At 38.1% G+C, this 512-nt stretch carries 1 protein-coding gene; it reads left to right on the forward strand.

From position 1 onward, the window contains the following. A partial coding sequence (locus tag HT717_RS09595) for a transposase (RefSeq protein ID WP_173305143.1) occupies positions 1-512 on the forward strand: 512 nt, incomplete at both ends.

Below are 512 nucleotides of genomic sequence, written 5' to 3' on the forward strand. Positions count from 1 at the left end.
ATTTCAACTTCAACTGTTATTCGCAAGCTCAATGACTTCTGTTTTAAGTCTGATTTTTCTTACCTCCCTGAGATTATGTCCTGGGACGAATATGCCTTCACTAAGGGAAAGATGAGTTTCATTGCTCAAGATTTTGATAAGCTCAATATTATCACTGTTCTTGAGGGTAGAACACAAACTATCATAAGAAATCATTTTCTGCGCTACAATCGCTCTGTTCGTTGTCAGGTGAAAATCATTACGATGGATATGTTTAGTCCTTACTATGACTTGGCTAAACATCTTTTTCCGTATGCCAAAATCGTTCTAGATCGCTTCCACATTGTACAACATCTTAGCCGTGCTATGAGTCGTGTTCGTGTCCAAATCATGAAGCAATTTGAGCGAAAATCTCATGAATATAAGGCTATCAAGCGCTACTGGAAACTCATTCAACAGGATAGCCGTAAACTGAGTGATAAGCGATTTTATCGCCCTACTTTTCGCATGCACTTAACCAATAAAGAGATTAT

The organism is Streptococcus sp. 959 (genome assembly GCF_013277075.1).
Classification (GTDB): Bacteria; Bacillota; Bacilli; order Lactobacillales; family Streptococcaceae; genus Streptococcus; species Streptococcus pseudopneumoniae_C.